Annotated in this window: 26 protein-coding genes and 1 tRNA gene; 15 read left to right on the top strand and 12 right to left on the bottom strand. The window is 61.2% G+C overall.

Annotation, left to right across the window (positions count from 1 at the left end; translation table 11 throughout):
- Positions 1-12: 12 nt before the first annotated feature.
- Positions 13-1,281 carry a GGDEF domain-containing protein gene (locus tag ACX2DJ_RS03770; RefSeq protein WP_462571076.1) on the bottom strand — a complete coding sequence of 423 codons (1,269 nt, stop codon included), beginning with the start codon at positions 1,279-1,281 and terminating at the stop codon, positions 13-15.
- 304 nt (positions 1,282-1,585) lie between these two features.
- Between ACX2DJ_RS03770 and ACX2DJ_RS03775 the strand changes: the two genes are divergently transcribed.
- The 4 genes from ACX2DJ_RS03775 (at position 1,586) to ACX2DJ_RS03790 (ending at position 4,918) form a co-directional block, all read left to right on the top strand.
- Entirely contained in the window at positions 1,586-2,650 is a 1,065-nt protein-coding gene (locus ACX2DJ_RS03775) for a ribonucleotide-diphosphate reductase subunit beta (RefSeq protein WP_462571077.1), read from the top strand.
- A gap of 3 nt (positions 2,651-2,653) precedes the next feature.
- On the top strand, positions 2,654-3,775 hold the full coding sequence (locus ACX2DJ_RS03780) for a DUF4238 domain-containing protein (RefSeq protein WP_462571078.1): 1,122 nt from the start codon (positions 2,654-2,656) through the stop codon (positions 3,773-3,775).
- Positions 3,776-4,479: 704 nt separating this feature from the next.
- Complete coding sequence (locus ACX2DJ_RS03785) at positions 4,480-4,632, top strand: hypothetical protein (protein WP_462571080.1); 153 nt, start codon at positions 4,480-4,482, stop codon at positions 4,630-4,632.
- A 28-nt stretch (positions 4,633-4,660) separates the two neighbouring features.
- A complete protein-coding gene (locus tag ACX2DJ_RS03790; RefSeq protein ID WP_462571081.1) occupies positions 4,661-4,918 on the top strand; it encodes an HP1242/YdcH family protein in 258 nt (85 codons plus the stop codon).
- Here ACX2DJ_RS03790 and ACX2DJ_RS03795 read toward each other — a convergent pair.
- The 3 genes from ACX2DJ_RS03795 to ACX2DJ_RS03805 all read right to left on the bottom strand — a co-directional run bounded on the left by ACX2DJ_RS03795 (position 4,915) and on the right by ACX2DJ_RS03805 (position 6,246).
- Positions 4,915-5,484 carry a pyridoxamine 5'-phosphate oxidase family protein gene (locus tag ACX2DJ_RS03795; RefSeq protein WP_462571082.1) on the bottom strand — a complete coding sequence of 190 codons (570 nt, stop codon included), beginning with the start codon at positions 5,482-5,484 and terminating at the stop codon, positions 4,915-4,917. The two genes, ACX2DJ_RS03790 and ACX2DJ_RS03795, sit on opposite strands and share 4 nt — an antisense overlap.
- Before the next feature lie 27 nt (positions 5,485-5,511).
- Positions 5,512-5,925, bottom strand: a complete 414-nt coding sequence (locus tag ACX2DJ_RS03800; protein WP_462571084.1) for a nuclear transport factor 2 family protein — start codon at positions 5,923-5,925, stop codon at positions 5,512-5,514.
- A 147-nt stretch (positions 5,926-6,072) separates the two neighbouring features.
- Complete coding sequence (locus ACX2DJ_RS03805) at positions 6,073-6,246, bottom strand: hypothetical protein (RefSeq protein WP_462571085.1); 174 nt, start codon at positions 6,244-6,246, stop codon at positions 6,073-6,075.
- Positions 6,247-6,492: 246 nt separating this feature from the next.
- On the opposite strand from ACX2DJ_RS03805, the gene ACX2DJ_RS03810 reads away from it, so the two are divergent.
- From ACX2DJ_RS03810 to ACX2DJ_RS03820, 3 genes are all read left to right on the top strand, one after another.
- Positions 6,493-7,059, top strand: coding sequence for a TetR/AcrR family transcriptional regulator (locus ACX2DJ_RS03810; RefSeq protein ID WP_462571086.1), 567 nt, complete (start codon positions 6,493-6,495; stop codon positions 7,057-7,059).
- An 82-nt stretch (positions 7,060-7,141) separates the two neighbouring features.
- Positions 7,142-7,669 (top strand): DsrE family protein, encoded by a 528-nt coding sequence (locus ACX2DJ_RS03815; protein WP_462571087.1) that lies wholly within the window; start codon positions 7,142-7,144, stop codon positions 7,667-7,669.
- A gap of 150 nt (positions 7,670-7,819) precedes the next feature.
- Positions 7,820-8,407 carry a carboxymuconolactone decarboxylase family protein gene (locus ACX2DJ_RS03820; protein ID WP_462571088.1) on the top strand — a complete coding sequence of 196 codons (588 nt, stop codon included), beginning with the start codon at positions 7,820-7,822 and terminating at the stop codon, positions 8,405-8,407.
- Between the two features lie 144 nt (positions 8,408-8,551).
- Here ACX2DJ_RS03820 and ACX2DJ_RS03825 read toward each other — a convergent pair whose 3' ends face one another.
- A complete protein-coding gene (locus ACX2DJ_RS03825) occupies positions 8,552-8,848 on the bottom strand; it encodes a BufA1 family periplasmic bufferin-type metallophore (protein ID WP_462572543.1) in 297 nt (98 codons plus the stop codon).
- 225 nt (positions 8,849-9,073) lie between these two features.
- On the opposite strand from ACX2DJ_RS03825, the gene ACX2DJ_RS03830 reads away from it, so the two are divergent.
- Entirely contained in the window at positions 9,074-9,979 is a 906-nt protein-coding gene (locus ACX2DJ_RS03830) for a sulfotransferase domain-containing protein (protein WP_462571090.1), read from the top strand.
- A 60-nt stretch (positions 9,980-10,039) separates the two neighbouring features.
- On the opposite strand, the gene ACX2DJ_RS03835 is transcribed toward ACX2DJ_RS03830, so the two are convergent.
- Positions 10,040-10,792, bottom strand: coding sequence for a hypothetical protein (locus tag ACX2DJ_RS03835; RefSeq protein ID WP_462571091.1), 753 nt, complete (start codon positions 10,790-10,792; stop codon positions 10,040-10,042).
- Positions 10,793-11,009: 217 nt separating this feature from the next.
- On the opposite strand from ACX2DJ_RS03835, the gene argB reads away from it, so the two are divergent.
- From argB to ACX2DJ_RS03860, 5 genes are all read left to right on the top strand, one after another.
- Complete coding sequence (argB, locus tag ACX2DJ_RS03840) at positions 11,010-11,921, top strand: acetylglutamate kinase (protein ID WP_462571092.1); 912 nt, start codon at positions 11,010-11,012, stop codon at positions 11,919-11,921.
- A 119-nt stretch (positions 11,922-12,040) separates the two neighbouring features.
- The gene (locus ACX2DJ_RS03845; protein WP_462571093.1) at positions 12,041-12,334 is read left to right on the top strand and encodes a YggT family protein; all 294 of its coding nucleotides are present in this window, start codon (positions 12,041-12,043) and stop codon (positions 12,332-12,334) included.
- A gap of 4 nt (positions 12,335-12,338) precedes the next feature.
- A complete protein-coding gene (gene folD / locus ACX2DJ_RS03850) occupies positions 12,339-13,232 on the top strand; it encodes a bifunctional methylenetetrahydrofolate dehydrogenase/methenyltetrahydrofolate cyclohydrolase FolD (protein WP_462571094.1) in 894 nt (297 codons plus the stop codon).
- 48 nt (positions 13,233-13,280) lie between these two features.
- The gene (locus tag ACX2DJ_RS03855; RefSeq protein ID WP_462571096.1) at positions 13,281-14,039 is read left to right on the top strand and encodes a hypothetical protein; all 759 of its coding nucleotides are present in this window, start codon (positions 13,281-13,283) and stop codon (positions 14,037-14,039) included.
- Between the two features lie 3 nt (positions 14,040-14,042).
- Positions 14,043-14,666, top strand: coding sequence for a MarC family protein (locus ACX2DJ_RS03860; protein WP_462571097.1), 624 nt, complete (start codon positions 14,043-14,045; stop codon positions 14,664-14,666).
- 16 nt (positions 14,667-14,682) lie between these two features.
- Here ACX2DJ_RS03860 and ACX2DJ_RS03865 read toward each other — a convergent pair whose 3' ends face one another.
- From ACX2DJ_RS03865 to ACX2DJ_RS03875, 3 genes are all read right to left on the bottom strand, one after another.
- Positions 14,683-15,312, bottom strand: coding sequence for a TetR/AcrR family transcriptional regulator (locus tag ACX2DJ_RS03865; protein ID WP_462571099.1), 630 nt, complete (start codon positions 15,310-15,312; stop codon positions 14,683-14,685).
- A gap of 72 nt (positions 15,313-15,384) precedes the next feature.
- Complete coding sequence (locus tag ACX2DJ_RS03870; protein WP_462571100.1) at positions 15,385-15,996, bottom strand: LON peptidase substrate-binding domain-containing protein; 612 nt, start codon at positions 15,994-15,996, stop codon at positions 15,385-15,387.
- A gap of 5 nt (positions 15,997-16,001) precedes the next feature.
- Positions 16,002-16,922, bottom strand: a complete 921-nt coding sequence (locus ACX2DJ_RS03875; protein ID WP_462572544.1) for a tetratricopeptide repeat protein — start codon at positions 16,920-16,922, stop codon at positions 16,002-16,004.
- Positions 16,923-17,151: 229 nt separating this feature from the next.
- Here ACX2DJ_RS03875 and ACX2DJ_RS03880 point away from each other — a divergent pair.
- Positions 17,152-17,226 (top strand) — tRNA-Gly (locus tag ACX2DJ_RS03880).
- A 227-nt stretch (positions 17,227-17,453) separates the two neighbouring features.
- Positions 17,454-19,556: a TonB-dependent receptor gene (locus ACX2DJ_RS03885; protein WP_462571101.1), complete on the top strand. Its 2,103-nt coding sequence runs from the start codon at positions 17,454-17,456 to the stop codon at positions 19,554-19,556.
- 24 nt (positions 19,557-19,580) lie between these two features.
- On the opposite strand, the gene ACX2DJ_RS03890 is transcribed toward ACX2DJ_RS03885, so the two are convergent.
- From ACX2DJ_RS03890 to dcd, 3 genes are all read right to left on the bottom strand, one after another.
- On the bottom strand, positions 19,581-20,762 hold the full coding sequence (locus ACX2DJ_RS03890) for a saccharopine dehydrogenase family protein (protein ID WP_462571102.1): 1,182 nt from the start codon (positions 20,760-20,762) through the stop codon (positions 19,581-19,583).
- A gap of 77 nt (positions 20,763-20,839) precedes the next feature.
- Positions 20,840-22,027, bottom strand: coding sequence for an acyl-CoA dehydrogenase family protein (locus ACX2DJ_RS03895; protein ID WP_462571103.1), 1,188 nt, complete (start codon positions 22,025-22,027; stop codon positions 20,840-20,842).
- Between the two features lie 12 nt (positions 22,028-22,039).
- Positions 22,040-22,594 (bottom strand): dCTP deaminase, encoded by a 555-nt coding sequence (gene dcd, locus ACX2DJ_RS03900; protein ID WP_462571104.1) that lies wholly within the window; start codon positions 22,592-22,594, stop codon positions 22,040-22,042.
- Positions 22,595-22,699: the final 105 nt, after the last annotated feature.

Raw genomic sequence — 22,699 nt, forward strand, 5'->3', positions numbered from 1 at the left:
GCGGCTGGCCATTCAGGCCTTCCGTCCCGAAGCATTCGCATGAGGTAAAGCTGCGGACTGATCGCTCACCTCGACGATCTCGACCCGGTTCCGCCCGGCGCGCTTGGCGCTATAAAGCGCAACATCGGCCGCCTCGATCATGTCCTCAAGCTCAAGCGTTGTATCGGCTGCGACCAGCGCCATCCCGATGCTGGTGGTGATCAGCGGCCTTGACGTGTCGCGAACCGGCACCAGCATCTCTTCGATCGCTGCCCGCATGGTTTCGGCCAGCCTCACAGCCTCCCCGGGCTCGCGCTCGCGCACGGCCGCGATGAACTCTTCCCCGCCGTAGCGGGCCAGCACACCGTATTCGCGCGGGAATACGGCCTGCAACTGGGCCGCCGCCATCGCCAGGCAGCGGTCGCCCGCCTGGTGGCCGTGGCGATCGTTGAACGCCTTGAAGTGATCGAGATCGATCATCATCACTGCCAGTCTGCCCGGCCAGGCCCGATCGGGCCGCCGCCCCTCCAGCCGCTCGGACACGACGCGTTCGAACTTGCGCCGGTTGGGCATGCCGGTGAGCGGATCCTGTTCCGACAATTGGCGCAGCATTTCGTTGTTCTGCTCAAGCTCGTGCCGGGTCAGATCGTCGCGCATGTCGAGCAGGATCGAGCGCGCCCTGACATTCCAGTGCTGCCGCGCGATTGCCCAGGCGGGGATGCCGATCAATGCAGTGAAGATGATATGGAGCCCCAGTTCACCCGGCGGCAGCGCATTGGGCCACAGCCCGGCGATCGAGGTTGCCAGCCCGAATATCAGCGCGAACCGCTTGATCTCCTGCGGGGGGCAGGGCAGCGCCAGGCACGCCAGCCCGAGGAGGAAACTGGTCGCCATGGTATAGCGCGACATGATCTCTGGCGAGCTGAAACTGGCCAGATGGATGGCCAGCACGCCCACGCCGACAAGCGAAAGCGCGATGACCAGCTTGATCTTTCTGACATCGCCCGTGCGCAGCACGAACAGGCCGAACAGCGCCAACGGCAAGGAGGTGAGCAAGCGCCAGGCAATGGCGACATCGGCCTTTTGCGGCACCGCGACTATGTCCCACATCAGCGCAATTGCGCTGATCGCCAGCCCCACCAGCAAATGATAGCGCAGCAGCACGAATTCGTTGCCGCTCTGATGGCTTGCCAGCGCCTCTTTCAGTTCGGGCGACCATGCGTCAAAGTCGGTGCGGCGTAGCAGTGCCGCATCAAGCTCTTCGCGCAATGTGAAGCTGTGAGGAGGGGGATTCGCTGACATGACCCCCAAAAGTTAGCCGAAAGGCCGTTAATCATCTCCTAAAGCACGGTTTTTGCAGGATTTCCGCGGCACACGATGGTTAACACCACCCTCCTTCGGCCGGAAAAGGGTTAACGCCGATATAAGGGGGGCGAATCAGTGGCTGATCCGGGCTTTTGGGCTGCCCACGCCGCAGCGCGATTCGCCTGCTCCGCCCGACTCGAAAAAAGCACGGCTTATCCCCGCCCAATCGTGCCTGCTTGCCTTCGAATTGCCACCATGATTCCCTATATTGACGTTTGTACTGATTCACGGAGGCCACAAGATGTCGTTGCTCGAAGCTCGTAAGACCTACAAGCCCTTTGAATACCCCTGGGCTTACGAGTTCTGGAAACGCCAGCAGCAGATCCACTGGATGCCCGAGGAAGTTCCCCTGGGCGAGGATTGCCGTGACTGGGCGCAGAAGATCACCGATCACGAGCGCAATCTGCTCACCCAGATCTTCCGTTTCTTCACCCAGGCCGATGTCGAGGTGCAGGATTGCTATCACGACAAATACGGCCGCGTGTTCAAGCCGACCGAGATCAAGATGATGCTGACCGCGTTCAGCAACATGGAGACGGTGCACATCGCCGCCTATTCGCACCTGCTTGACACCATCGGCATGCCCGAAAGCGAATATTCCGCCTTCCTCGAATATGAGGAAATGAAGGACAAGCACGATTATTTGCAGCTGTTCGGCGTTGATACCGACGAGGATATCGCCCGCACCCTGGCGGTGTTCGGCGGCTTCACCGAAGGGATGCAGCTGTTCGCCAGCTTTGCCATGCTGATGAACTTCCCGCGCTTCAACAAGATGAAGGGCATGGGCCAGATCGTGAGCTGGAGCGTGCGCGATGAAAGCCTGCACTGCGAAGGGATCGTGCGGCTGTTCCACGAATTCGTGCGCGAGCGCGATTGCTACACCAAGGCGGTGAAGGAAGACATCATCGACATCTGCCAGAAATCGGTGCGGCTGGAGGATAATTTCATCGATCTCGCCTTCGAGATGGGGCCGGTTTCCGGCATGACCGCGAAGGAGATCAAGAAATACATCCGCTATATCGCGGACTGGCGGCTGGGCCAGCTGGGCCTGCAGCCGATCTATATGATCGATGATCACCCGCTGCCCTGGCTCGCCCCGCTATTGAACGGGGTCGAGCACGCCAATTTCTTCGAACAGCGCGCTACCGAATATTCCAAGGCTGCGACCAAGGGTGACTGGAACACTGTCTGGGCCAGCTTCGACAAGCGCCAGAAGGCCAAGGCCGCGAATGAGGAAGAGGCGGTAGACGATGGCCCGGATATGTTCGGGGATGCTGGTGGTGAGGGCGCGCAGGCGGCGGAGTAAGAATTGGGGCGTACCAAGAACCATCATTTTGTCCCGCAGTTTTATCTTAGACTGTTTTCCGAGGATGGGAGGTCCATTTGCTTACTCAACAAGGCATCTGATCAAATCATTTCGTGCGCCTCGATAAAGGGGCAGTGCGCGATTGAAAATTTCCACGGCTGGCACGATGGGGTTGAATCGGCGGTCGGATACATTGAATCTGACTGTGCGACCGCGATCCATCAAATCATACGAACATCGACTTTGCCGGCAGTTGGTAGTGTTGATTTCGAGAGAATATTGCTTTTTGTTGCAATGCAGCAGGGGCGAACGCTTTCAGTTGCCAACGAGAATACAAAAATGACGGATTACTTCTCCAAGCAAGTGCTTCGTCATGATCCTACGATGGACAACGTGAATCTTGATACGTTCGAAATTCGTGACCAATACCCAGTGGCGCTTCCGCTAATAACGGCACTTCAGTCATTCGAATATTTGCAGACGCTTAGAGTTCAACTCCTTGAAGCAAGTTCGCGCGCAAATTTCGTAACAAGTGATAATCCCGTCATTCGATATAACACAATGCGCCGAGATGTGTGGTGGGAAGGGGTGACAGGCTTGGATTCAGACGGCCTGCAGTTGTTCTTGCCATTGAATCCAAGGCTATGCCTACATTTATTTGATAATAATACCTACAGTTCGTCAAGTAACCATAGACCATGGAGAGCAAGTTACTTCGACACTGTTAAAATTAATGCTCTTTCTCTTCTAAATTCAACTAGAAATATCTACGGATGTCTTGAGTGTGATTTAAAAAATATACAATCTATTCGTAAAGTTACAAAAGAGTTTGAGGAGTATGATCGTATCGCATTCACAGAAACTGGCGAACATGTGGATGAGGATGGCAAACGAGGCACCCTATTTGCAACCTATAGAATGCATCCCCCTGTAGACTTCACTTTCCGATTCGCTCGTCTGCGTAGGAAGATCTATCACGACGGTATGCGTAGCGATCCGACTCTGACTATTCGGCGCAAATCCATTCCTGCAAATGAGAACTCCGTGGCGATCCCAATCTCCCAGATGACGATTGACCGGCCTCGACAGCTATTGAAAGAAGCGATGTTGCGCAGAGTAAGTTAAGTATTCGCAATTCGGTAACAGTGCACTTAATTCCTCAAATTCCGGGGACGGCAAATTCCGGGGACAGTATACTTAATTCCTCACGCAAAGGCGTGAAGAACCGCGCGGCGCGTTCCTTAGCGCCTTCGCGTGAACCCACTCCGTCACCCCGGCGAAGGCCGGGGCCCAGCGAGAAAACAAACGTGGCACTGCGTTGCTCTGGATTCCCGCGTTCAGCCTGCGGCTGTGCTTCGCAACCGTGGGAATGACGAAGTGCGCCCTAGCACCCGCCCGGCAGCACAAGCGAATACCATTGGTGCGGGCGCGCCATAAAGCGCAAGCCCGCTTTCCTACAGGAGGGCGGGCGCGCTAGGCTTCAGGCCATGCCAGCCCTCTCCCGCTCACCCCAGCTCCAATGTCGCTGCCCCAAGCAGCCTGCCTCAAGGTCACATCTCCCTCGCTGCAGGGTGACACTTCGCGCGCCGCAAGGTCACGCTATCGCGCGGCAGGTTCACGCTGTGCGGCCAAGGGTCACACATTTCGCCCCCAGGTCTACACATTGGAGGCTTTCGGGCGGTTTTTACTACAGGACCGTGTTCCATGTGTTCCATCGCGCCGGATTGGCGGAAGGTCAAACCGCGCCGCCACACCGCCCCCGTTTGACCTCCCGCAAATCCCCGGGCGCAAAATGTGCTATGCTGCCCGCCACGAAAGGAGAGAAAACCATGCAGGAAACAAGCCTGGCCGATCGCCACAAGGAGCTGCGCGACCTGCTCGACAAGCTTGAGGCGCATCCCGAACGAGCCTATCCGCAAGAGCGCGCGCGGGTCGCGGTGCTGCAAAAGCTGCTCGCCGCGCATGAGAAGGCGCGGGCCTGAATTCCATCACAGATCGAGAGGCATTGCCATGTCACAGCATACCCCGCACGAACTCCACCAGGCCTTCCCCGAGGATATCGCGCTGCTCACCCGGCTCAAGGTTGATGACCGGCATTTCGCCAATCTTGCCGAGCGCTATCACGAAGTGAACCGCGCGATCCACCGGATCGAAAGCGAGATCGAGCCCGCCAGCGACGATCATGCCGAGGGGCTCAAGAAGCAGCGCCTCGCCATGCTTGACGAGATTTCCGCGCTGCTTGAGCAGGCGCGCAAGGCGGCGGGCTAGATTTCCCCGCCCTGTTCCAGCGCGGCAAGTTCCTCCAGCGTGTAGCGCTGCGGGATATGCTGCGGGCAGTTCCAGTCAAACCCCGCCAGCGTGATCACAAAGGCGCGCTCGGGCACGGCGCGATATGCCGGATCATGCAGCCGCTCGACCAGTTGCGGATTGTCGGCAATCTCGACCACATCGACCGTGCCGAGGATCTTGAGCCTCCGGCGGTTCGGGTAATCCATCAGGAACAGCGAAATGCGGTTGTTGGCCTTGAGGTTCCCGACGCTGAGATACTGCCGGTTGCCGCGGAAATCGGCATAGGCGAGCCGTTTCTCGTCAATCACTTTGAGGAAGCCGCGAGGGCCGCCGCGGAACTGGACATAGGGCCAGCCGGTTTCGGACACCGTCGCCTGGTAGAACCCGTCACGCGCGGCGATGAACTCGGCCTCGCGCATGGTGAAGGCATCGCCGCCTGACACGTCAGGCGACAGGAAGCGGGCATAGCTTTCCGCGCTGCCCTGCTTGCGCTGCATCTCCAGCACATTGGGGGTGAAGGTCAGTTCGGCATAGGCGCGGGGCATACGGGGTTCTCCTTGAAGGCGAAGCTGTCAAAGGCGCCGGTCGAGCGCGGAAATCGGCTGATCATTGACGCTGGCGAAGCGCTGGCGCATCAGCCCGGCGGCGTCGAATTCCCACATCTCGTTGCCGTGGCTGCGATACCACTGGCCCCCGGCGTCATGCCATTCATAGAAGAAGCGCACCGCGATGCGGTTGTCGGTGAAGGCCCACAGTTCCTTCTTGAGGCGGTAATCCAGTTCGCGCGACCATTTGTCAGCCAGGAAAGCGCGGATCTCGTCGCGTCCGTTTAGGAAACGGTCGCGGTTCCGCCACTCGCTGTCGGGCGTATAGGCAAGCGCCACCCGCTCCGGATCACGCGTGTTCCAGGCATCCTCGGCGGCCTGCACCTTGGCGCGGGCGGTTTCCTCGGTGAAGGGCGGGGCAATGATGGGAGGCGTGGTCATATTTATCTCTGCGATCCTGAATGGTGGGCCTCAACGGATGACCCAGTGGGAAGGGGGGCTGCGGGGCACGGGGGCGATATGGGGCGGTCGTGCCCCGCAGCGGGGGGCGGCCGGGCTGGGACGCCCGGCCTTGGGGTATCGTGTGCGTCAGGCCCCGCTTTCGGCATGCTGCGCGGGAAGGGTTGCTGGCGCCAGCGGATCGGCCAGGGCGATGATGCAGGCGATGCCGAGAAACGCGGCAATGATGGCGACAAACGTGACCGGCCCTGGCCCGGGGCTCAGATCGGGATCGAATTCGGGGTTCTCGATCGGGCTCAACATTTTTGCCTCCTGCACGGCGAAGTGCGCGAAACGGACAATGACCGGATTGGGTTAACCGATCTGTTACTGTGGATCTATTGCACAATTACCGATCAGTCAACCACCTTGTGCAAGATTTCCGCTGCGGCAGCGTGGGGCAGGCGATGGAGTATATCTACAATACTGATAATAGGCATTTATACCGGACGAGTTGAAAGGCACCGGTCATCGCGCTATTGACCGTTATGTCAATGTAAGGAGCAAAAGATGAGCGCTTCGAAGCGCGACGAGCTGGTCCAGAAGGCCCTCGATTCGTTCTATCGGGGGGGCTTCCATGCGATCGGGATGGACCGGTTGGCGAAGGAAACCGGCGTCTCCAAGACGGCGATCTACAAACACTTCCGCAGCAAGGAGGATTTGATCCTGGCTACGCTGCGGCTGCGTGACGAGCAGTTCCGCAACTGGCTCTATCGCCGGACCGAGGCGGCTACGCCGGACCCGCGCGGCCGGTTGCTGGCGATCTTCGATGCGTTGGCGGATTGGTTCGAGGAGCCTGGCTTCAAGAGCTGCATGTTCATCAAGGCATCGTCAGAGTACCAGAACCGCGATCATCCGATCCATGCCATGTCGGCCGAGCACAAGAAGCTGCTTACGCGCTATTTCTCCGGGTTGGCCGAAGCGGCGGGGGCGCCCGATCCGCAAGGGCTCGCGCGCCGTCTGCTGTTGGTCAAGGAAGGCGCGATCGTTATGGCACACCTTGCCGGGCCGCAGTTGGTGGTGGGCGACATGAAGGACGCGGCACGCACGCTGATCGACGAAGCCCTGCCGCAATAGGCGCGGGCAATCCCAGCCAGTACTTGCCGCCGCTGCACCGCGATGGCACTAGAAACCCGGACAAAACCAAGGGAGGACAATCTTGAAGAGATCGATCGCGTTGGCGGCCCTGCCGCTGTGCCTGCTTGCCGCTCCGGCGCTTGCCGATCATCACGCGCCGGGCGAGGTCATCGTCACCTCGGACATGACATTTCCCGCCGATGGCGAATGGAAGCACAGCTTCGACGCTTATGAATCCGAAGCCGGCAAGCCCAATGGTGCCTTTGCCCGCGCGCTCGCCTTCATCCGCGCGATGGAAGGCGCCGGGGTCGATCCTGACAATGTCAAGGTCGCCATCGTCATCCACGGCCCGGCAGTGTTCGATGTCGTCAATGATGCGCGCTATGGCGCCAAGTACCAGAGCGAGAGCGGCGAGCCGCTGCGCAACCAGAACTACAACAATGTGGCCGATCTGGTCGCTCGGGGAGCGGAAATCTGGGTGTGCGGCGTGGCGGCGAAATATCACCGCGTTGGCAATGCGGATTTGCTCGAAGGCGTGAAAATGGCGCCCAGCGCCACCGTGGCCCACGCTGAGCTGCAGCGGCGCGGATTCACCATCAATCCTTATTGATCGGCCTTCCCGCCCCGGGAATCGCGTTTTAATTCAGTGTCAGGGACCATCAAGCCGCGGCCCTTTGCTTGAAGGATCAAGCCGGGCTGCTGCGCTTGTCGCGATTGGGCGCTGCCACTATGCCGCAATAGATTCATCGCAGGAGTCACCATGGCCAAACTACCCACGCTTCCCGAAAATCCCGAAATGATCGACGTGCTGGCAAAATACCCGCAAGGCTTTGCGGCGCTGTGCGACTATCACGATGCAATCCTGCGCGGCCCCTCTGAGTTGAGTGTGGCTGAGCGCGAGCTGATCGCGGCCTATGTCTCGGGCCTCAACCAGTGCAGTTTCTGCCATGGGTCACATCGCACCTATGCCGAAGTTCATGGCATCGATCCCGAAGTGTTTGAAAAGCTGATCGGCGATCCGGCGGCTGCAGGCGTGGATGCGCGGCTTCTGCCGCTGCTGGAATATGCCCGGGTATTGACCTTGACGCCAGCGATGGTTGGTGACCGGCTGGCGCAGGCGGTTTACGATGCCGGATGGGGCGAGGAGGCCTTGTTCACTACCGTTGCAGTGACCGGCCTTTTCAACCTGATGAACCGGTTGGTAGAGGGTACTGGCATTACCGCCGACCCGGTTATTCGCGCAGGTTCACGAGCGCGTGCGGCGGGCAATATCGATAACCCGGCGCCCTATGCGGCATTTGCGGCAATGGTCGAGGATGTGCACCGTGAGCGTTACGGCCAAGCCTAGCGGGCGATCACAATAGCGCTGGCCACCGAGCAGTCTGGATCGGTCTGACCAGCCAACGAATACGGGCCAGCAGGGTCGCTGTCCTGCTGGCCCGCCTCACTCGCGTCTTCCTCAAGGAAAGGAAAACGTGCGACCCGAGCTCAGTTAAGCTTCGATGGGCTCGAGTGATCCGGTGCCATTGGGCGTTTCGATTGTCAGGCACGTGCCGGCATCGACATATGTCCAGGCATTGCCCTGATAATCGGCAGTGCTGGTTCCGGCGCAGCTGGTGCCCGGTCCGGCCGCGCAATCATTCTTGCCTGCCTTGGCGACGCCATAGCATTTTTCCTTGTCACCTTTCGGGTTCTCGGCAGCGGCAACCTGCTGCGGATCCGAACTGTCAACCGTGGTTGCATTCTGCGACGCTCCGCTGTCTCCGCTCGGCGAGCAGGCGGCGGCAATCCCGGCGGCGATGGCCAGCGTAAGACCACCTTTAAAGTGTATCGAATTCATTTGCGTAACTCCCAACTGTCGCAAGCCAGACCCCCAATCTCTTGCGGAGTCATCGGTGATTTCGCTGCAGCACGGGGAAAGGTTACAAAAATTTCTGAACGGTGGGCGATTGCAAGGATCACGCGAAGGTGTCAGTCAACTGTTGGGGTTGCGCTTTGGGCAGGGGTCATCGCGATGACAGCAGGATTGGGGCGCCGCGCGCGCAGTGTAGAGGAATTCGGCATCAATATGGGCGCGCTGGCCGCGATCCCGCCACAAAACTTTCGCCCGCTCAAGGCAGAATCAGGCGATGTGTTCATCGCCTGCTGGGCCAAGAGCGGCACCACCATGATGCAGCAGATGTTCCACCAGCTGCGCATGGGTGCCGCGACCGGCAAGGGCGATATGGATTTCGACGACATCAGCCGCATGACTCCGTGGGAAGACAGTGCCCCTGTGATCGACCACGACATCAACGGGGCGCAGCGTGCCAGCCCGCGCGGCTTCAAGACTCACCGCGAATATGAGCGTCTGCCATCAGGCTGCCGCTATGTGGTCACGCTGCGCGATCCACACGAAACCTATATTTCCATGCACCGCTTCTTCGACGGATGGGTGATGGAGCCGGGAGCGATAAGCCTGGAGGAATTCTTCCCCATATGGATGACCGGCGGGCCGGGCGGATGCGATTATTACACCCACTTGCTGAGCTGGTGGGCGCGCCGGGGCGAACCCGACACGCTGCTTGCCACCTATCGCTGGGCGGTGAAGAACAAGCGGGCGATGATTGCCCGGTTGGCAGAATTCTGCGGCATCGAACTAAGCGAAGAATTGGCGTCGATAGTCGAGGATATGACCAGCCGGGAATTCATGTATGCGCATAAGGACCGTTTCGACGATGCAATGTTCGGCGCCGCGCTCGAACGCAAGCTCGGCTTCCCGCCCGATCGCGATTCGACCAAGGTTCAGGCAGAGGGGAGCGATCCCAAGCAGGTGCCACCGGCCATTGCCGAGCAGATCGATGCTATGTGGGCCGAACGCGTCGCGCCTGTTACGGGCCACGGTAACTTTGCCCCGCTCGCGGCAGAGCTTGACGGGTAAGCAGGCTTACATCCCGTCCCGGACAGGGCCGGATTCGCCCCGCCCGGAATCAATTGGCGATCAGAGGTTCACCTTCTTCTCGACATACTCGGTGAAGTCTTTCGAATAGGCATCGCGCAGCTCGGCTTGCGCTGCCTCGATCATCGTTTCGTCCTTTGGCGGGAAATGTTCGAGCGGGTTCTTGACCTGGCCGGTGCCTTCGCGCGTCACATTTTTGCCGTCGAACTGGCGGAATACCCAGCCCGTGAACAGGTTTGAGCCGTACATCATCGCCTTGTGATAGAAGATGTGCGTGGTGACCAGTTCGGCATAGCAGGCGTTGTCGCTTTCGGTCAGCCGCTCGCCGCCCTTGAGCTTCTTGTTGAAGGCCTTGACCTCGGCCTTGAGCTCGGGATTGTTCTTCAGGTCTTCGTTCCAGGGTGTCGGCTGCTGCACGATCACCTCGTATTTGTCCGGATCGAAACCAAGCAGCGCGACGAATTCGAGCCTGTCCAGTTCGCCCAGTTGCACCTGCGGGCCAAGATATTCGCGCATCAGGTCCTTCACCGTCTTCACGCCCTGGGCATGGCCTGCCTGGTCGATCGCCGCGCCAACCAGGCCGAAGCCCGAGAAAAGCCCCATCTTGACGCCGATATAATTCTCGGTTGGCCAGACATGCAGTTCACACGGCTTTGCCGGTTCGACTGCGGGTTCGGCCGTACTATCGCTTGCTGCCAGAGCTTCAACCGGTGCATCGCTTTCCTGCGCAAGGGCAGGCATGGCGAAGACCATGGCACCGGCCATCAGGCCGAGCCGGAACGCATTCAACTTCATAGAAGGATTCCCTCTTTCCAGTCCCTGATCGCGATCAACCACCGGTTCGAATGAAGGTCAATAGAACCCGCTGAAATCCAGTCTGAAAACACAGTTCCTTGGTAGAATTGCGCCGTGGGGTGACGCATGCTGCGCGGCTTCATGCTTTGCAGCGCCCTTCCTTGCCGCTAAGCGCGCTGGCGAGCCCGGGCTTGCGGGCGCGACGAAAGGATTCTGGATGAGCGCGAGCAGCGATCCCAACATGCTGGCACCAGGCAATCTTGAAAAGGCCGAGGTGCTGATCGAGGCGCTGCCCTATTTCCAGCGCTATGCCGGGCGCACCTTCGTGGTCAAATATGGCGGCCATGCGATGGGCGATCCTGAGGCGGCGCGCGATTTTGCCGAGGATATCGTGCTGCTGAAGGCGGTCGGCATCAACCCGGTGGTGGTGCATGGCGGCGGGCCGCAGATCGGTGCGATGCTGAAGAAACTGGGCGTCGAAAGCACCTTTGTCGACGGCCTTCGCGTGACCGACAAGGCCACCGCCGAAATTGCCGAAATGGTCCTGTCGGGCGCGATCAACAAGCAGCTGGTGGGCTGGATCGCGGGCGCAGGCGGCAAGGCGATCGGCATTTCGGGCAAGGACGGCGGGCTGGTCAAGGCGCGCAAGGTGGAACGGACCACGCGGGACCCGGACAGCAATATCGAACAGGCGGTCGACCTTGGTTTCGTTGGCGAACCCGAACAGGTTGATACCACCGTGATCGATACCGTGGTTGCATCGGGCATGATCCCGGTGATTGCGCCGATCGGTGCGGGCGATGATGGGCACACCTACAATATCAACGCCGATACCATGGCCGGCGCCATCGCGGCGGCGCTGGGCGCGGCGCGGCTGTTCCTGCTGACCGATGTTACGGGCGTGCTCGACAAGCAGGGCAAGCTGCTGACCGATCTCAACCCGGCGGATATTGCCCGCCTGCGCGAAGATGGCACGATTTCGGGCGGGATGATCCCCAAGCTGGAAACCTGCGTGAAGGCGGTCGAATCCGGCTGCGAGGCGGCGGTAGTGCTCGATGGGCGCGTGCCGCATGCCATGCTGCTCGAATTCTTCACAACACACGGTGCCGGTACGCTGGTGCGCGCCTGAACGATGCGCTAGCGCGGGAACAGGCTTGGTCCCGCGGCGTAGCTTTCACCATGGGGGTGGCTTCAGGCGTATTACTAAGGTAATACGGAAGCGGGACGCAGAATACGGAAACGGGTAACATGCAGGCTCTTTACGCGATCTACGAAATCATCTCCTTGCTCACCAATGTATTGGTGATGCTGATCATCATCCAGTTCGTTATCGGGTTGCTGTTTGCCTTCAACGTGGTGAGCGCATCGAACGAATTCCTGATGGCGTTCTACAATTCGATCAACCGATTGCTCGATCCGGTGCTGCGCCCGATCCGCAACATGATGCCGCAAACCGGCGCGATCGACTTCTCTCCCCTGGTGCTCATCATCGTGTTGCAGATCGTGCTGATCGTCCTGAGCAGCATTATCACGGGCGGCTGATCCGATGGGCGCAACGCTGATCGACGGCAAGGCATTTGCCGCGCGCCTGCGCGAGCGGGTAGGCGAAGTTGCAGCGAAATTTGAAGAGGCAGCCGGGCGCAAGGCAGGCCTTGCAGTGGTGCTGGTGGGCGATGACCCGGCGAGCCAGGTCTATGTTGGCAGCAAGGGCAAGGCGACCGTGGCCGCCAACATGGCCAGCTTCGAACACCGCTTGCCCGCCGATACCAGCAAGGCCGATCTGCTGGCGCTGGTCGAACGGCTCAACAGCGATCCCACGGTTGACGGCATCCTGGTGCAATTGCCGCTGCCTGATCATCTGGACGAACAGGCGATTATCTCCGCGATCAGCCCCGACAAGGATGTGGACGGGTTCCATGTCATCAATGCCGGGCGGCTTGCGGTCGGACAGCGCGGCTTCGTGCCCTGTACGCCGCTTGGCTGCATGATGATGCTGACAGACCTGCTGGGCGACCTTTCGGGCCTCGAAACGGTGGTGATCGGCCGTTCGAACATCGTCGGCAAGCCGATGGCGCAGCTGCTGCTCGATGCCAATGCCACTGTCACCATCGCGCATAGCCGTACGAAAGACCTGCCCGCTGTGGTGCGCCGCGCCGATATCGTTGTCGCCGCCGTGGGTCGGCCCGAAATGGTCAGGGGCGACTGGCTCAAGCCCGGCGCGACGGTGATCGACGTAGGTATCAACCGCCTGCCGCCTGAACCCGGCAAGGAAAAGGGACGGTTGGTGGGCGATGTCGCCTTTGACGAAGCGAGCGAGGTCGCCGGCGCGATCACTCCCGTGCCGGGCGGGGTCGGGCCGATGACGATCGCCGTTTTGCTCAGGAACACGCTGGTCGCCGCGCACCGCAAAGAAGGGCTTGCCGTACCCGAGGGACTGTGAGCGTTTTCACCTTCGACAAGGCTGGTTTGTGTGGCTAGACCGCTTCCCATGTTCAGAACTGTGATTTCAATAACGGCGCTGGCCGCCCTTTCGGCCTGCGCTTCCGCCCCTCGCCAAGCGATCCCCACGCAGATGATCAACCGCGTGCTCGCCGGTGCACCGGGGGAAGCCCAACCGGGCAAGATCGTCGCGCGCGAGCTGGAGTTTGCCCGCGCGGCGCGCGAAACGGGGCAATGGAGCGCGTTTCGCGCCTTTGCCGCTCCGGGCGCCCTGATCCATGGCCGCGAGGGGCCGATCATGGCCGAACCTTGGCTGGCAGCGCAAAGCAATCCGCCGGTTTCGGTGCAGTGGGAACCGCGCGCGGTATGGATGAGCTGCGACGGCGCGCTGGCGGTGAGCCACGGGCGTTTCCGCGAACCTGACGGGACCGTGGGAAATTTCATCACCGTATGGGAACGCCAGTCGGATGGCGCCTACAAATGGACTTATGATGTCGGTTCGCCCGACAATCCCCAGCCGCCCCCGCCCGCGCAGTTCGATGACGGCGATATCGTGGTGACGTCGATCGACGCGATCAAGGCCGGGATCGCCGATTGCCCGCGTCGCGGCGTTGAAGTGCCCGCGCCGCCTGCATTCTCGATTGCCGAGGATTTCACCCAGGGGGGCAAAGTGTCGAACGATGGCACTCTGCGCTGGCGCTGGGAAGATCGCGGAAGCGGGCAGCGGCGTGTGGTGGTCGACTATTTCTATCAGGGCAAATGGCAGGGCGCACTCGACGAGCAAATGCCGGCCGGGGATGCGGGCTAGGCCATGTTCGAGCTGTTTGTATCAGCCTTTATCACACTGTTCGTGGTGATTGACCCGCCGGGGTGTGCGCCGATCTATGCCGGGCTGACCAAGGGGGCATCGGCGGCGCAAGCGCGCAATATGGCGCTGCGCGCCAGTTTCATAGCAAGCGCGATCCTGCTGTTCTTCGCCCTTCTGGGCCAGGAACTGCTCAACGCGCTGCATATCCAGCTCGACAGTTTCCGCATCGCGGGCGGGCTGATGCTGTTTTTCATCGCCTTTGAAATGGTGTTCGAAAAGCGCACCCAGCGGCGCGAGGAACGGGCCGAAAAGGTCGCCGCCAGCCCCGAGGTGGAGGATGTTTCGGTTTTCCCCATGGCGATGCCGATGCTGGCCGGGCCGGGGGCGATTGCGGCCATTATGCTGCTGATGAACGAAGCCGACACGCTGCAGCAATCTCTGACCGTGCTGGCGGCGCTGGCTGCGGTATTGCTGATCACCGCTGCAGCGCTGGTTGCCGCAGGCCCGCTGATCCGCCTGCTGGGCGCACGGGTGGAAGCGGTGATTACCCGGCTGCTTGGCGTGCTCCTTGCAGCGTTGGCGGCACAATATGTGATCGACGGGCTGAGGGGCAGTTTCGGGATCTAGGGTCCTGACCCTAGGGCTAGATCGCCAGCGCCGCTTCCGGATAGCCAATGAGCTGGAGCGAGGTGCGCCCGGCGTCGAGGATATATTCGGGCTCTGCGGCGATCCGTGAACTGGCGCAGGCACCGTGGTGCAGCTGCATCAGCGCGCGGCCGATCTTGTCCGGTGCTCCATCGGTCCGGCCTGCGGCAATGGCATCGCGCGCAATTCCGGTGAAGTAGCTTTGGACCCGGTCGAAGATATGGCCTGCCTCACGGCGGATTTCAGGCATTTCGAAGCCCAGTTCCAGCACCAGGCCGAGCACCGGGCAGCCAAGCAGGTCGCCCCTCTCCTGCTTCATCTCGATATTGCCGCGGTAGGCCTTGGTGTAGATAGCAATAAGCCGCTGATCGGGCGCCTTATGGGCAGCGAAGCTGGCTTCGAAGATCTGCTCCAGCGTCAATATGCCCTGGTGGCGCGTGGCCGCCAGCGCAAGATCGCCCTTGTCGGCGAAATAGCGATAGATCGTTGCCTTGTTGACGCTCGCGGCATTGGCGATCTCGTCAACCGAGACGCCGTTGAAGCTGCGCTGCCAGAACATCTCGGCTGCGGTGGCCACGATATGCGCGCGCGTGCGCTCGCCCTTGGTGGGGAAGTCTGCATAGTTCATAAATAACCGGTTAGTTATTTTCACTGAACTTGCAAAGCCACCAATTGCAACGTCGGGTCGCAAAAGCGCGTCCTATTGCAGCGTCACGCGGTCGTCATCGCCGTCGCGCCGGCCATAGAAATACATCAGCTGGATCAAGAGTTCGCAGCGTGCGGGAAGGTCCGGCGCTTCAAGCAGAGCCTGCTTCGAAGCAGGATCGAACGGTGCAATCTGCGATACGCCGTTGATGAGCGATTCGTCATCGAGCCGTTCGACCGATGCCCAATCGACGCTGTAGCCCTGGTTGTCGGCAAAGCGGCGCGCTTCCCGCTCGAACCCCGCGCGTTCGACTGCGGACAGCGCGGCATCATCGTCTTCCTCGAGCAGTTCGGCCTCGACCTGGCGAAAGGCGGTCGTGACATCAAGCTCGCGGATAATCCGGAACCGGGCCTCGCCTTCGAGCACAAGGTTGTATCGCCCGTCATCCATCGCCTCGATATTGCCGATCCGGCCGACGCAGCCGATACTGTAGAGCGGCGCGCTTTCCACCGGGCGCTGCGGCTGGATCATTCCTATGCGGCGATCGCGCACCAGCGCATCACCCACCAGCGCGCGATATCGCGGCTCGAAGATGTGGAGCGGCAATTGCAGGCCGGGAAACAGGATCACGCCCGGCAGCGGAAAGATCGAAAGCCGTGTGGACACGTGCCTTAGCCGAACAGGATTTGCGACAGGCGGCGGCGCCTGGCGACAACCCATTCGTCTTCCAGGCCCACCGCTTCGAAGATCTGCAGCAACCTGGCCTTGGCCGCGCCTTCATTCCACTCGATGTCCCGGGCGATCATGGCCAGCAGTGCATCGGCCGCATCGTCACGTGCGCCGCTGGCAAAGGCGGCCTCGGCAAAGGCGAACTGCGCCTCCATATCGTCAGGCCTGGCTGCGGCGGCCTCGCGCAGAGCGGCAAGCTCGCTGTCATCGACCTGGTTGGCGGCCAGCTCCAGCGCACTCTTGGCCGGCGCCATCGCTGCGTCCTGTTGAATGGCGGGTTCCAGCGCGTCGAAGATCTGCTGCGCCTGCACGGCTTCGCCTGCAGCCACCAGGGCGCGGACCAGGCCCGAATGTGCCGCGACATTGTCCGGCGCCATTTCGACCACTTGCGCAAAGATCGTAGCGGCGCGGGCGGCATCGCCGTCGGCCAGCACCTGTTCGGCCATGTCGACGAACTGGCCGATATCCTGCTGCGGTTGCTGGCCGCCGTTCGCGCCTCCAGCACCGGGCTGCACCGGCAGCTGCGCCAGAATCTGGTCCAGCATCTGCTTCAGCTGCGTCTCGGTGCGTGCCTGGGTCAGTTCTGCCACCGGCTGGCCCTGGAACATCGCGTAAACCGTTGGGATCGAGCGGACCTGAAACTGCGCGGCGATGAATTTCTCTTCATCGACATTCACCTTCACCAGCACCACGCCCTTGTCGGCATATTCCGCGGATACCTTCTCCAGCACCGGGGTCAGCGCCTTGCACGGCCCGCACCATTCGGCCCAGAAATCGAGGATGACGAGCTGCGTCATCGAAGGTTCGACCACGTTGGTCCTGAAACGGTCGACTGCCTTCTGTTCGTCGAGATTGAGGCCCATGCTTGCCAAGATTCGCGCTCCTGATTCGATTTTCCCCGGGGCAGTGTACCCCGTATTGTGCCTCCCTCATGTGGGGCTGCCACGCCGAATGTGAAGGGGGACTGTGCCGCCCCCATCGCGCGACTGCAAGGGCGACATTTTCCGCTTGCGGGCGCGACTGCCCGCTGCTAATCGCGCCGCCTCTCCAGTGATGGTGTGCCGATCGGGCCGCATTGCTGAGCGTCAGTGAGCGGGCGTAGCTCAGGGGTAGAGCACAACCTTGCCAAGGTTGGGGTCGAGAGTTCGAATCTCTTCGCCCGCTCCAGTTTCTTCAGGAAATCTCCGCAACGACAGGCCCCGCTGTCATCGCGGCATTTCGTCCGCCATAGTCAACCTTCCATCGATTGTGCGTATTTGACCCTTGCACCGGGCGCAGGCATTGCTACAGCACATGATATGTTATCACATTATAAGGGTTGTCCATTGATCCGTCAGGCGAATCACTCCGTTTCCCATACTGCCTTGGCCATGATGCTGCTTATGTCGTGCGCTGTGTCTGTTCCGGCAACTGCCCAGGATAGCCAGAAGCCGCAGAATCCGCAGGCACAGGCCGAGAGTGTCGAGGACGATGTGCATGATCGCCAGGTCGACTACCAGGGCAATATCATGGTCAGCGCAACCGGATTGGCCCAGCTCGATCTGCTCGCGGGTACCTCGGTTTTCGAAGCGGCGGATATCCAGAACAACCTCAACGGCCAGATCGGCGAGGTGCTGGCCAAACTGCCCGGCGTTTCTGCGACCAGTTTTTCGCCCGGCGCCTCGCGCCCGGTGCTGCGGGGCTTCCAGGGTGAGCGTGTGCGTGTGCTGATCGACGGGCTGGGGACGACCGACGTGTCCAACACTTCGGCTGACCACGCGACCACGATCGATCCGCTCACCGCCGAACGGATCGAAGTGCTGCGCGGTCCGGCGGTGCTGCTGTTCGGAAGCCAGGCGATCGGCGGCGCGGTCAACGTGATCGACAAGCGTATTCCGCGCCGCGTGCCTGACGAACCGGTTCATGTCGACGGGCTGGCGAGCTGGAATTCGGCCTTTGATTTGCGCGAGGGCGGAGTCTCGGTCGATGTGCCGGTTACGGGGCGCTTCGTTATTCACGCCGATGGCACCTACCGCGAGACCAACGATCTCGAAATCGGTGGATTTGTCATGTCGCAGGCACTGCGGTCCGAGCTGCTAGAGGCGGCGGACGAGGAAGCGGGCGAGTGCAATGATGAGGCGGCCGCCGAGCTGCGTGAAGCTGCTGGACAGCGCGGCATCCTGCCCTCCAGTGCAACCCGCACCTGGACTGCGAACGCAGGTGCGGCCTTTATCGATGGCGACAACACGCTTGGCGTCGCGGTCGGCTGGTACGATACACGCTACGGCGTTCCGGTGCGCCCCGGCACTGAGCATCACGGGGAAGGCGGCGAAGAGGAGGCCGGCGAAGAACGTGTCACGATCGGCCTCGAACAGTTCCGGGCCGATTTGCGTGCGGAGGCAGGGCTGGGCGATGGGTTTTTGTCCCAACTCAAGGCCCGCGTCGGTTACAGCAACTATAGTCACACCGAATTCGAAGGCGACGAGGTTGGCACCACCTTCGATGTCGAAGGGATTGAGGCGCGGCTGGAACTTGCGCAAAGCGAACGCGGCGGCTGGCGCGGATCGAGCGGGGCGCAGTATTACTATCGCGACTTTCTCGCCGTGGGCGAAGAAGCCTATGTGCCGCCCAACCGGACCGACCAGTTCTCGCTATTTACATTGCAGGAATTCGGCACTGGGCCGATCCAGTTTGAAGCGGGCGGCCGCGCCGAATTCACCGATGTCGAATCGCAGCCGCTGGGGCTCGCTCGCAACTTCTCGACCTTCTCGGGCGCACTGGGGCTGGTGCATGAGGGGCCCGGCAGAATGCGCATGGGCGTCAACCTGTCGCGCGCCGAGCGTGCGCCGAGCGCGGAAGAGCTGTTTTCCGAGGGGCCGCACATCGCAACGCAGGCATTCGAGATCGGGGATCCCGATCTGGTCAGCGAAAGTGCCGTCGGGATCGAGGGATATGCGCGCGGCCATCTGGGCGCGGCGAAAATCAGCGTGGCAGTTTACCAGAACTGGTTCGATAACTACATCTTCCTGCTCGAAACGGGTCTGGAAGAAGACGGCCTGCCGGTGTTCCAATACTTGCAGGACGATGCCACCTATTTCGGAATCGAAGGCGAGGTTACATTTCCGTTCTTCGAGCAGGATGGCTTGACACTGATGGCCGATCTTCGCGGCGACTATATTCGCGCGACACTCGACGATGGGACGCCCGTCCCGCGTATCCCGCCGGTGAGCCTGCTGGGCGCGATCGAGGCGCAGACCAGCAGTTTCGACGCGCGGGCTGAAGTCCAATGGTCCGCGAAGCAGGACCGGGTGGCCTCTTTCGAAACCGAAACCGCCAGTTTTACGCTGGTCAATCTTTCGCTCACCTGGCGTCCGATCAAGGACAGCAAGGGCGTAGCGCTGGTGTTGGCGGCGGACAATTTGTTTGACGTCGTCGGCCGCCGCCACGCCAGCTTTACCAAGGATTTCGTGCCGCTGGCCGGGCGCAATTTCAAGGCCAGCCTGCGCTTCAGTTTCTGAGCGCGGGCACCTTTCCCTACCGGTTCAGTCTTCGATTGCGAAGCTGATCTCGGCGTGTTCCTGCAGCCGGTTGACCAGCGCTTCGCCCAGGAAATAACCCGGCGTGCCGATACCGCCCGGCTTGTCGCATGATAGCAGGCCGATCGCGGTTTCGGCGATCATGCGGCTGGTCGAACCATAGCCCGGATCGTACTTGCCCTTGACGCCGTAACGCAGGTGCTCGCCATCCGGCATGTCGGCCACGAACAGCACGTCGTAATACCCGTTCTCGCGCTCTTCCTTGCTTGGCCCTTCGCCGGGCTTGAGCGGCTTGGCCCCGAACGGATTCTTCATCAGTTCGGTCGCAGCCTCGGCCATCTTCCTGCCCGCTTCGCCGGGGCTGGTCAGCACCATCTCGTCATAGCGGAAGTCCTCGCCATAAGGGAAGCCGGCCAGGAAATTGGTGCGGTGCACGTTCTTGGTGTTGATCGGCGCCATCACGAAAGGGGCGGCCCATTTGTCCAGGTCCTTCTCGTAGTGCGGGATCATGCCGGATGGCTGGTCTGGCCCTTCGAAACCGGGCGTCAAACCGAACGCATTGCGCAGAACCTGGATGATCCGCGGGTTGGTTGCCGCAGCCTTCATCGTTGCAGTGAGGCTGGCGGCCGTACCGCCCGAGAAGGTGCCCTGCATCGCGCGCACCCGCCCGCGGATGCGCGGGGCAGGCTTGCCGAAGCGCTTCACCGCTTCCTTCTGCGCCATCAACACGCCCAGATCGAACGGGATCGAATCGAACCCGCTGGAAAAGCAGATGCGTGCGCCGCTGGCCCTTGCCGCTTCGTGATGTTGGTCGATCTTCTCACGCATCCAGGCCGGCTCGCCGCACAGATCGGCATAATCGGTGCCGGTCTTGACGCAGGCTTCGACCAGCGCATCGCCATAGAGCTGGTAGGGGCCAACTGTGGTGATCACCACCCGCGTGCGATTGCACATTGCCTCAAGGCTGGCCGGGTCATCGGCATTGGCGACTACCAGCGGGGTGGTATCGGGCGCGCCGATTGCGTCGCGCACCGCCTCCAGCTTGTCGAGGCTGCGCCCAGCCATAGCCCATTTGGGGCCGTCTGCGCGCGGGCCATAGTGATGAGCGAGATATTCGGCGACGAGCCGCCCGGTATAGCCGGTGGCGCCGTAAACGATGATGTCGAATTCGCGGTTGTCGCTGGACATGGATGCTCTCCTTTGTGCCCTGCATGCGCCGGGCGCTTCAGAGAGTCAAAGCCGCTACGGCAGTTTACGTTCCCGCATCAAAAGCCGAACTGGCGGCTGGCAAGATCGTACATGATCTCTTCCGATCCGCCGCCGATCGCCATCACGCGCACCTCGCGATAGATCCGCTCGACCCGCCCGCCGCGCACGAAGCTTGCCCCGCCCAGAATCTGGCACGCCTCGCGCGCGCAATATTCCAGCGTCTGGGTCGCCTGGACCTTGAGCAGCGCGAAATCGCCGGGGAAGGCGCAGCCATGTTTCACCGTCCAGGCGGCATGGTCGATCATCGCCTGCGTCGCGCCGATCATTTGCAGCATGCGCGCCAGCTTGTGGCGGATCGCCTGCCGCGTCACCAGCGGTCGGCCAAAGGTCTCTCGGCTCCGCGCCCAGTCGAGCGCGTCTTCGTAGCAGATCCGTGCATAGGCGGCGGCCTGCTGCGCCATGCCCAGCCGCTCGCCGTTGAAATTGCGCATGATCGCACCGAAGCCCGCGTTTTCCGGCCCGATCAGGTTTTCGGCCGGCACTTCGACATCGTCGAAATGGATCGTCGCGGTGTCAGACGCATGCCAGCCCATCTTTTCCAGCGGCGTGCGCGACACGCCTGGCTGGTCAAGCTCGACCAGCAACAGCGAAACCCCGCCCATGCCCTCGCCGCCGGTGCGCACCGCCAGCGAAATATAGTCGGCGCGCATGCCCGAGGTGATCAGTGTCTTGGCACCATTGACCACATAAAGATTCCCGCGCCTTTCCGCGCGGGTACGAAGATTGGCAACGTCCGATCCGCCGCCCGGCTCGGTGATGCCAAGGCAGATGATCTTCTCACCGCTTAGCACCTGCGGGGCGATGCGCTGTTTGAGCTCTTCGCTGCCCGCCGCGATCACCGGGGGCAAGCCGATGCCGTGGATCATCAGCGAGGCCGGGATACCGCCAGCGCCGGGGCGGCACATTTCCTCTGACTGGACCAGCGAGTGGAAGATGTCGAAGCCGCCCTGATCCAGCGTGCCGCTGCCGCCATATTCCTGCGGATAGCCAAGCCCCAGCACGCCCGCCTCGGCGGCTTTCCGGTGCAGTTCGCGCGGCAATTGGCCCGCACGCTCCCATTCGTCGACATGCGGCATGATCTCGCGGGCAACGAAGGCGCGCACGCTGGCGCACACCGCCTCGTGGCTTTCGTCATAATGCGGCGAGCGGCTGCGCCATTGGTCAAACAGCGGCGCAGTCTCCATCACATCCTCCGTTCAGAGCCGCGGCAGCGTGACCCCGCGCTGGCCCATATATTTGCCGGCGCGGTCAGCGTAGGTTACTTCAGGCCGCTCGTTCCCAGCCAGGAACAGGAACTGGCACGCGCCCTCATTGGCATAAATTCTGGCGGGCAGCGGAGTGGTGTTGGAAAACTCCAGCGTCACATGCCCTTCCCAGCCCGGCTCAAGCGGAGTGACGTTGACGATGATCCCGCAGCGGGCATAGGTGCTTTTGCCAAGGCAGATTACCAGCACATCCTCGGGCACGCGGAAATATTCCACCGTGCGGGCGAGCGCAAAGCTGTTGGGCGGGATCACGCAGACATCGGTCTTGCGGTCGACAAAACTGTTGGCGGCGAAATCCTTGGGATCGACCACCGCGCTGTCGACATTGGTGAAGATCTTGAACTCGTCAGCCACGCGGGCGTCATAGCCAAAGGAACTGAGCCCATAGGAAATGCAGCCTTCGCGCCTCTGCGCCTCGACGAAGGGCTCGATCATGCCTTCGCTCAGCGCCTTGTCGCGGATCCACTTGTCGGAAAGAATCGCCATGGGAGAGTGATTCCCGATTGTGATGAGGGCGGCAAGCGGGGGAACGGTTTTATCTGGGGGAGACTTTGAAAGCGGTGCCCCAATGACCCCTGGAATGCGGACCAT

The sequence above is a fragment of the Altererythrobacter chaiwopuensis genome (assembly GCF_054957755.1).

Coding starts and splice junctions, on each gene's coding strand:
- ACX2DJ_RS03770 (WP_462571076.1), bottom strand. CDS start 1,281: ATGTCAGCGAATCCCCCTCCTCACAGCTTCACATTGCGCGAAGAGCTT.
- ACX2DJ_RS03775 (WP_462571077.1), top strand. CDS start 1,586: ATGTCGTTGCTCGAAGCTCGTAAGACCTACAAGCCCTTTGAATACCCC.
- ACX2DJ_RS03785 (WP_462571080.1), top strand. CDS start 4,480: ATGCAGGAAACAAGCCTGGCCGATCGCCACAAGGAGCTGCGCGACCTG.
- ACX2DJ_RS03790 (WP_462571081.1), top strand. CDS start 4,661: ATGTCACAGCATACCCCGCACGAACTCCACCAGGCCTTCCCCGAGGAT.
- ACX2DJ_RS03795 (WP_462571082.1), bottom strand. CDS start 5,484: ATGCCCCGCGCCTATGCCGAACTGACCTTCACCCCCAATGTGCTGGAG.
- ACX2DJ_RS03800 (WP_462571084.1), bottom strand. CDS start 5,925: ATGACCACGCCTCCCATCATTGCCCCGCCCTTCACCGAGGAAACCGCC.
- ACX2DJ_RS03805 (WP_462571085.1), bottom strand. CDS start 6,246: ATGTTGAGCCCGATCGAGAACCCCGAATTCGATCCCGATCTGAGCCCC.
- ACX2DJ_RS03810 (WP_462571086.1), top strand. CDS start 6,493: ATGAGCGCTTCGAAGCGCGACGAGCTGGTCCAGAAGGCCCTCGATTCG.
- ACX2DJ_RS03820 (WP_462571088.1), top strand. CDS start 7,820: ATGGCCAAACTACCCACGCTTCCCGAAAATCCCGAAATGATCGACGTG.
- ACX2DJ_RS03830 (WP_462571090.1), top strand. CDS start 9,074: ATGACAGCAGGATTGGGGCGCCGCGCGCGCAGTGTAGAGGAATTCGGC.
- ACX2DJ_RS03835 (WP_462571091.1), bottom strand. CDS start 10,792: ATGAAGTTGAATGCGTTCCGGCTCGGCCTGATGGCCGGTGCCATGGTC.
- argB (WP_462571092.1), top strand. CDS start 11,010: ATGAGCGCGAGCAGCGATCCCAACATGCTGGCACCAGGCAATCTTGAA.
- ACX2DJ_RS03845 (WP_462571093.1), top strand. CDS start 12,041: ATGCAGGCTCTTTACGCGATCTACGAAATCATCTCCTTGCTCACCAAT.
- folD (WP_462571094.1), top strand. CDS start 12,339: ATGGGCGCAACGCTGATCGACGGCAAGGCATTTGCCGCGCGCCTGCGC.
- ACX2DJ_RS03855 (WP_462571096.1), top strand. CDS start 13,281: ATGTTCAGAACTGTGATTTCAATAACGGCGCTGGCCGCCCTTTCGGCC.
- ACX2DJ_RS03860 (WP_462571097.1), top strand. CDS start 14,043: ATGTTCGAGCTGTTTGTATCAGCCTTTATCACACTGTTCGTGGTGATT.
- ACX2DJ_RS03865 (WP_462571099.1), bottom strand. CDS start 15,312: ATGAACTATGCAGACTTCCCCACCAAGGGCGAGCGCACGCGCGCGCAT.
- ACX2DJ_RS03875 (WP_462572544.1), bottom strand. CDS start 16,922: ATGGGCCTCAATCTCGACGAACAGAAGGCAGTCGACCGTTTCAGGACC.
- ACX2DJ_RS03890 (WP_462571102.1), bottom strand. CDS start 20,762: ATGTCCAGCGACAACCGCGAATTCGACATCATCGTTTACGGCGCCACC.
- ACX2DJ_RS03895 (WP_462571103.1), bottom strand. CDS start 22,027: ATGGAGACTGCGCCGCTGTTTGACCAATGGCGCAGCCGCTCGCCGCAT.
- dcd (WP_462571104.1), bottom strand. CDS start 22,594: ATGGCGATTCTTTCCGACAAGTGGATCCGCGACAAGGCGCTGAGCGAA.